General features: G+C 41.7%; 5 protein-coding genes and 2 pseudogenes. 2 read left to right on the top strand and 5 right to left on the bottom strand.

The features are described from left to right. On the top strand, nucleotides 1-955 hold a 955-nt coding region (locus tag DV63_RS13650), incomplete at its 5' end, for a formamidase (RefSeq protein WP_020982427.1). Between the two features lie 77 nt (nucleotides 956-1,032). On the opposite strand, the pseudogene DV63_RS18655 reads toward DV63_RS13650, so the two are convergent. The 4 genes and pseudogenes from DV63_RS18655 to alaS form a co-directional block, all read right to left on the bottom strand. Continuing rightward, nucleotides 1,033-1,289, bottom strand: a pseudogene (locus DV63_RS18655) (hypothetical protein). Nucleotides 1,290-1,434: 145 nt separating this feature from the next. Then, a pseudogene (locus DV63_RS13640) lies at nucleotides 1,435-1,882 on the bottom strand (hypothetical protein). A gap of 121 nt (nucleotides 1,883-2,003) precedes the next feature. After that, nucleotides 2,004-2,576 carry a septum formation inhibitor Maf gene (maf, locus tag DV63_RS13635; RefSeq protein ID WP_000420213.1) on the bottom strand — a complete coding sequence of 191 codons (573 nt, stop codon included), beginning with the start codon at nucleotides 2,574-2,576 and terminating at the stop codon, nucleotides 2,004-2,006. A gap of 1 nt (nucleotide 2,577) precedes the next feature. Next, on the bottom strand, nucleotides 2,578-5,121 hold the full coding sequence (gene alaS / locus DV63_RS13630) for an alanine--tRNA ligase (protein ID WP_000354745.1): 2,544 nt from the start codon (nucleotides 5,119-5,121) through the stop codon (nucleotides 2,578-2,580). Between the two features lie 118 nt (nucleotides 5,122-5,239). Between alaS and DV63_RS13625 the strand changes: the two genes are divergently transcribed. Further along, nucleotides 5,240-5,470: an HP1242/YdcH family protein gene (locus tag DV63_RS13625; protein ID WP_000468330.1), complete on the top strand. Its 231-nt coding sequence runs from the start codon at nucleotides 5,240-5,242 to the stop codon at nucleotides 5,468-5,470. A gap of 551 nt (nucleotides 5,471-6,021) precedes the next feature. Here the strand turns inward: DV63_RS13625 and babA are convergent. Then, nucleotides 6,022-8,061 (bottom strand): Hop family adhesin BabA (babA, locus tag DV63_RS13615; RefSeq protein WP_020982425.1); only part of this gene is annotated, 2,040 nt, incomplete at its 5' end.

Here is an 8,061-nt window from a genome sequence, read left to right as displayed (position 1 = left end):
AGCCATTCAGTTTCCTGTGCCAATTGTCAATAGCCGTAAGGATATTGATCACAATATTGAAAGCATTATCAGAACCTTGCATGCGACTAAAGCGGGGTATCCGGGAGTGGAACTTATCATTTTCCCTGAGTATAGCACGCAAGGTTTGAATACCGCTAAGTGGCTTAGCGAAGAGTTTTTATTAGATGTCCCGGGTAAAGAGACAGAGTTATACGCTCAAGCGTGTAAAGAGGCGAAAGTTTATGGCGTTTTTTCAATCATGGAACGCAATCCTGATTCTAACAAAAACCCCTACAACACCGCCATTATCATCAATCCGCAAGGTGAAATCATTTTAAAATACCGCAAGCTATTCCCATGGAATCCCATTGAACCATGGTATCCTGGGGATTTAGGAATGCCTGTGTGCGAGGGTCCGGGCGGATCAAAATTAGCCGTGTGCATTTGCCATGACGGCATGATTCCAGAGCTCGCTAGAGAAGCGGCCTATAAAGGGTGCAATGTGTATATCCGCATTTCAGGCTATAGCACTCAAGTCAATGAACAATGGATTTTGGCCAACCGCTCCAATGCGTGGCACAATTTGATGTATACCGTGAGCGTGAATTTGGCCGGCTATGATAATGTCTTTTACTACTTTGGCGAGGGGCAAATCTGTAACTTTGATGGCACGACTCTCGTTCAAGGGCACCGCAACCCTTGGGAGATTGTAACCGGGGAAATCTATCCTAAAATGGCAGACAACGCCCGCTTGAGCTGGGGCTTAGAAAACAACATTTACAACCTAGGCCATAGAGGGTATGTGGCTAAACCGGGCGGAGAACATGACGCAGGCTTGACCTACATCAAAGACTTAGCCGCTGGTAAATACAAATTGCCTTGGGAAGATCACATGAAAATCAAAGATGGCTCTGTTTATGGCTACCCTACCACCGGTGGGCGTTTTGGGAAATAATCCCTAACCTTGTATTTTTGCTAGAACCTGTTTAAAGGTTCTAGCGTCCCCCCTATTTTAATTTTTTCAATCAATTTTTACGAATAGTCTTCTATTGTAGAACATGTAAAAAACCCATAAAAAGCGTAAGCCCCCATAAAGCGATATAGCCCACACAAAACCATGTTATTTTTGATAAAGACCACCACCACATTGTAGATGATAGAACGCTAAAATCCATAATAATGCCATAGCCACAATAGATCATTCCCGCTAAACATGCCAATTTATTAGCATGGCAACAAGCACTAATCCCAAAACCACCACCAAGATTGATACAAGAATACGAGACCAAGACCCCATGACAACTCCTTAAACATCAAATGCTAGAGTATATCGTTTTTTTTGTTTGTCAAGAGGGTTTATCAGTTAGGTGGAGTGTTTTTAACGCTTATCTTTTAGGGATAAGCCTAAAAACATTGCTTTTTATCATGAACCAATTATCGATCATCTAATATACCATTAATAGGTATATTTGGAAATATTGAAGCGGAGCAAAAAAACACATAAAGAAGAAAATAATCCGTTACTTTCCAAAAAGACCACCCATTGAAACTCCAAATGAGACACACACCTATCATTGCTGCAACAACAATGCAAAATAACGACAAGAATCTTAAGCTAGAGATTAAAATTTTTTGCCCCTCTGTGAGTTTATCCTTTCTACGGCTTGACGCCATCAACGATTGGTTTGGTATCTGGGAAAAAAATACTGATAGCCGCTCCTCCAATACCCATAGCAGCAGCAATGAAAGGATTGTTTTGATTGGGATCAGAATTTTCTATCCCTTCCATCTCTCTTTTTAAGTTCTTCCCAAACACGAGATATATGCCCCACGCAACCAACCATAAAAGCACCACCACAACAGAAAAAATAAAATGCGCCATGCGAGAAACCCTTTAAATATCAAATACTGGAGTATATCGTTTTTTTTGTTTGTCAAGAGGGTGGCTCGCTAAAAAATAGTATTATTGAGTGTTTTATAGAATAAATATTAAACAATAGCGTTTATAACGATGAAAGTTTAGCCCCTAATTTTAGCACCCCTAACAAGCCTTCCATATTCAGCCCCAACCCCACACTCAAATTCTCGCTTGAGCTTTTAATATAGGGCCTATGAAAGTCTTCTAACCGCACACAGCCCGCACTTTCTTGCCACAAACCGCTCTCTAAATATTTTTCTATTCCGCTGGGATCAAACGCCTTTAAACGCGCTCTAAAAACCGATAAATCCAGCCATTCCAGTTTGGGGGAAATCAATGCAGAGCAGGTTAAAACCTCTATTTTATTACCATTTTGGCGTTTTAAAAATTCAAAGGCTTCTTGCTTGTCTTTAGCTTTTCGTTGCATGCGATTACCCACGCTCACCACGCTATCAGCCACCACGATAACGCAATTATTCGCAAGTAACTCTTTAGCTTTTTCTAATTTCCCCTTGCACGCCAAATAGACAAACTCCCTAGGGTCTGTGGTTTTTAGGCTTTCTTCATCAAAATAGAGCGCTTTTTGTTCAAACTCAATCCCATGCTCTCTTAAAAGATTCGCCCTAGCACCAGATTGAGAGCCTAAAATAAGCTCCATGCTATCCCTCTAAAGCTTTAAGAGCGGTATTTTTCGCTAAATTGAGCGCGGCTTGCAATTTTTCAATGTCCTTACCCCCAGCGCTCGCAAAATCACCTCTCCCGCCCCCTTTGCCCCCTAAAATTTGCGCCACTTCATTAGCCCATGCGTCCGCTTTTATGGGCGCGTTTTTCACCCCGCATGCGAGAGTGATTCGTTCGTTTTCTTTTTTAAACACCATAGCGAGCAATCTTTCATGCTTACTTTTCAATCGGTCAATCATTTCTTTAATGTCGCCTTGTTCCACGACGCCCACCACCAAATCCACGCCATGGATTTTTTTAACCGGTAAATCCATAGAAACGGGGGCTTTTTGGCTGTTTTTCACGCTCTCTTTAAGCTTGTTGATGCCGGCGATCACATCGTTATTTTTCAATAAAGTCTTAGCGTTTTTAAGCTCTTTACTTTCTTCTTTAGCCAGTTGGTAAAAGGCTTTACCGCACACCGCTTCAATGCGTCTGACCCCACTACTCACCCCGCTTTCTTTTACAATCCTAAACCCCCCGATAAGCCCGGTATTTTCCACATGAATACCCCCACACAATTCAATGGACGCTTCTTTAAAGCTCACCACCCGCACATTTTCAGCGTATTTTTCACTGAATAACGCTAACGCTCCCTTATCTTTGGCTTGGTTTAAGGGCATATGCTCCACCTGGCTTTTTAGGTGCTTGAAAATTTGAGTATTAACCAAATCTTCTACTTTCTCTAACTCTTCATCATTGAGCGCTTTAGCATGTGAGAAATCAAAGCGCAATCGTTTGGATTCCACCAAACTCCCTGCTTGACTCACATGCGAGCCTAAAACTTCTCTTAAAGCGCTCTGCAATAAATGCGTCGCGCTATGGTGTTTGGCGATTTCTAGGCGCTCATCGCTCACTTGCGCGATCACTTGATCGCCTTTTTTTAGCGCTTTTTTGATTTCAAGGAGCGAAAAATTAAGCCCAAAAAAGTTTTTCGTGTCTGACACTATAGCCGCTTCTTCATTATCTTTAAAAAGCGTGCCCCTATCGCCTATAGCCCCCCCACCTTCTGCATAAAAAGGGGTTTTTTCTAACAACACCCAGACTTCTTGGTTAGGCTTTGCATCGGTTATTTCTTTAAAATCGCTATCAAAAAACCCTAAGGCTTTAGCAGTGCATTCTGTCGTTTCATACCCCACAAAAACATTGGGCGCATAAGCGTTTAAAATAGCGCTAAAATCAGCGTTATTTTGTTTGCCTTTCCATGAAGCTTTAGAGCGTTTCACTTGCTCTTGCATGCAAGATTCAAAGCCTTGCATATCCACGCACGCCCCATGACTTCTTAGCATGTCGTTCGTTAAATCCAAAGGAAAACCAAAAGTGTCATAAAGCTTGAAAGCGATCTTGCCATCAAAGATTTTATTTTCATTCAAATGCTTTAAAGACAAGTTAAACAATTCCATGCCCGATTCCAAAGTCTCTAAAAAGCGCTCTTCTTCTTCAAAGCATTCTTTTACCACCATTTCTTTAGACTCTTTCAAATACGCATGCGTGTGAGAAAATTGCTCGCACACCACGCCCACGACTTTGTATAAAAACGCTTCTTTCAAGCCCATTAAATACCCATGCCTTAAGGCTCGCCTTAAAATGCGCCTTAAAACATACCCACGGCCTTCTTTATTGAAATGCACCCCTTGAGCGAGCAAGAACGCTACCGCTCTTGCGTGATCGGCCACTACCCTAAAGCTTGGCTGGAACCCGCTCGCATAATCTAAGCTTGTAAGATCGCTGATTTCTTCCATTAAGGGCGCAAATAAGGAAGAATCAAAATTATTGAGCTTACGTTCTAATAGCGCTTGCACCCTTTCTAACCCCATGCCTGTATCAATGCTGGGCTTTGGCAAGGGGGACAAAACGCCATCATTAGAGCGTTCGTATTGCATGAACACCAAATTCCAAATTTCTAAAAACCTATCGCCCTCGCCCCCAAAATAATCCTCGCTCCCCTTAAAGTGTTTTTCGCCCTGATCAATATAAATTTCACTGCAAGGCCCGCAAGGCCCGCTATCGCCCATTTGCCAGAAATTATCTTTATCGCCCATTTTTTTAATCCTATCAACAGGCACAAACTTTTCCCATAACTTAACGGCTTCATCGTCTTTTTCATGCACGCTGATGTATAAATCTTTAGGCTTAAACCCTAAATTTTTAGTTACAAATTCCCACGCAAACAAGATCGCTTCTTCTTTGAAATAATCCCCAAAAGAGAAATTCCCTAGCATTTCAAAAAGCGTGTGGTGCCTTGCGGTGTAACCGACATTTTCCAAATCGTTATGCTTGCCACCCGCTCGCATGCACAATTGCGAGCTTGTTGCTCTAGGAATGCTAGGGCGCGGCACAATCCCGGTAAAAATATCTTTAAATTGCACCATGCCGGCATTGGTAAAAAGCAAGGTAGCGTCATTAGGCACTAAAGGCATGCTAGGATAAATGGCATGCCCTTTATTTTGAAAAAATTGTAAAAATTCATTGCGAATGTCCATGGGTATTCCTTTTTGTTGTTTATCGCGCGTTTTAAGGCTATTTTATAGCTCTTTTAAGTTGTTTTTTTAAAAAGATAGTTTATTATACTTTAAACATCCAAAATTAAAGGAGAAAACCATGTTCCATGAATTTAGAGACGAAATCAGCGTGTTAAAAGCGAATAACCCGCATTTTGATAAGATTTTTGAGAAACACAACCAACTTGATGATGACATCAAAACCGCTGAGCAACAAAACGCTAGCGACGCTGAAGTCAGCCACATGAAAAAACAAAAATTAAAATTAAAAGATGAAATCCACAGCATGATCATAGAGTATAGAGAAAAACAAAAGTCTGAGCGTGCTTAAGGTTTAGTCATCTTTATGAAAACACGCTAAAACGCTTTTAAAAGAGTGTTTTAGCTTTATTGCTTGGTAGATTTAACGCTTTGATTTGGATTAAAGCGTTAGGTTGTTTTTAACTTTATTTCCACCATAAGCTTTATTTCTTAATGTTCTTTACATTTTTAAAAAATAAGAAGTTTTGTTTTATCGTTTTAGCTCTCATTTTATTGTAAAACTCATTTTCTTGAAGTTTTGTTTTATTTTCTTAAAGGGATAGAAAGCGCTTTGAAACCATTCTCCCCCTTTCAACCCCACTAATCCCCCCTATAAAAAAGCGCTTTTTTTAAAAACTATCGCTTGAATTAGGTTTTCCACTGACTAAAAAAGGCTAAAAAGGATTTTGAATCAAACCCCCCAAAAAAAAGAAAACTTTAAAGAAAGAAACTTCAAAAAAAAGACTTCAAAAAAAGAGAGCTTTAAAAAAAGAGAGTTTAAAAAAGAAAGCTTTAAAGAAAGAAAACTTCAAAAAAGAGAGTTTAAAAAAACCCCCCTAAAAAGGGAGTTCTACAAAAGCTTTAGTAAGCGAACACGTAATTCAAATACACGCTATAAAGCCTGCGGTATTTGAGTTCAGCCCCCATGAAAGAATAGTAATTGGTGTTAATGGTGGGGATTTTCACGCCTAGCTCAATGCCATGCTGAGCCGCATGATCGCTGCCTTTTTTCTTAGATCTGGCTAAATTCATCCTCACCCCCATGTTGAACAAGAATTGGAAATTCGCCACATTCATTTTAGCGTTATAGACGTTATTCACGGTGGCTAAATTCACATACTCAGAATTAAGCCATGAAGTGCCCGCTAACGCAATCCCGCCAAAAAGCCCCACAGAAAGCTTGTTGTTTTTGCCTAAGAAATTGGTGGCTTTATCGTTGATGAAGTTATAAAGCGCGTCCGCTCCAAAACCATAAGTCCATACGTCAGAAGCCGAGTTGAAGAAGCTGGATTTGATGAACGCATGGTTGTAGTCAAAAAAGCCGTAATACCTAGCGCCCCATTTTCTTTTTTGGCCAAAGAATTGCTTGTAACCCACCTGAATACCGATCCCATTCATCGCGCCGTTGTTGGTTTGAGAACTGACGATGCCCATTTTCCTAAAGGGGTTACGCCCTAATTCTTGGTTGATGGTTTGGATCTGGTTGTAAGAATTTTGATTGAGGTAGTAATTGGTTTCTATGCCTTGAGGGCTATAAGGATTTTTCTTTTGGCTCACCACATTTTGCAAGCTTTGCGCATTAGGGACCTTTGAGAGCGCGGTGGTGATGCTGTTATAAGTATTCCCTAATTCATTGTATCGGGATTTGAAATTCACTAAAGTGTCAGCGATATTCTCTGCTTGCTGTATTTGCTGCTCTTGAGTGCCAAAGTGAGCGATGCTGTTGTTTAAATTCGTTATGGTTTGTTCCACATAGGCACAGCCGGAAGCGAAAGTTTGAGTGGTCACTGTGCCTGGAGCTGAACCTTGTGTGGCGCCAGTGCCAGCTGTTGAGGGGTTGTTGCATGTGGCTAAAAAGTCTTTAACAAAATGTTGAAGATTCCCGGTAATATTGCTAGGGTTAATGGTTTGCCCCACTTGATTAGCTAAATTGAGCATTTTGGCTTGCGCTTGAGCGTTAGCGAGCATGCCTTGCGCAAAACTGGCGTCCGTGAAAGGGTTGAAAGGCTTGCCATTATTATTGCCTACCGGAGTGGATTGTTCATGGCTGTTGATGACATTCGTTTGATTGACAAGCTCTTGCGCGTCCGTGATCATCTTTTGGATCGCGCTGATTTCTTCTGAAAAAGCGCCGCATATTTTCCCAGTAGTAGTAGTGAATTTTGGGGCGTTAGGCGCACTACTATTATTAGCACGGAAAAACGGGCATGCCGTGTTGATGGTGTTAATGAGCGTGCTCGCTTGCGCTAAGAGCGCTTGAGCGCTATCAGGCACACCGTTCAATTGGTTGGTGATTTCGGTGTAGGAGACATGTGATGTATTACTAGGCACTCCGCTATCAACGACTTTTGAACTGATCGTGGTGATCACGCTTTTGCCGTCTATGGTTTGGGTTTCCATCTTGGATCCGTTTTGTTGTTTCACTCCAGTTATGAAGCAGTTATTATTCCCTACCCCTGAGCAAGTGTAGCTGTAGGTTACATTGACCTTGCCGTTGTTTTCTTTGAGCGCTGGTAAGCCTTGTTTTAAAGCCGTTTGGAGGATTTGATAGGCTTCGTTAAGCTTTTTAAAATTCTCAATGCTCATAGGGCCGTAGTATCCAGGCACATACCCGTTCAAAGAACAAGTGATGGAAGTGGATCGATACCCTGGCTCGTTGTTGAAGATGGTGGTTGAAGAGGTGCTTTTTTGGCCATTGGCGTTACCCCCGCATTGCGTAACATAGCCCACGACATTCCAAAACCCTACCGCCGCGTTGATCGCTAAAAGCACGGCTTGATACGCCGGGGAGTTGGCTTTATCGCCGATCAAATTCTTCGCGCTCGCGCCCAGATTTTCACGAACTGCGTTAATCGCGCTCGGATCAGCGGACAATTTGATAAGGGTGTTTAGGGTGCTGTA

Origin of the sequence: Helicobacter pylori FD535 (assembly GCF_000296015.2) — a bacterium.
GTDB classification, from domain to species: Bacteria; Campylobacterota; Campylobacteria; order Campylobacterales; family Helicobacteraceae; genus Helicobacter; species Helicobacter pylori_CT.
The sequence above is the reverse complement of the archived record's forward strand: the minus strand, read 5'-3'. Positions and strand labels throughout refer to the sequence as shown.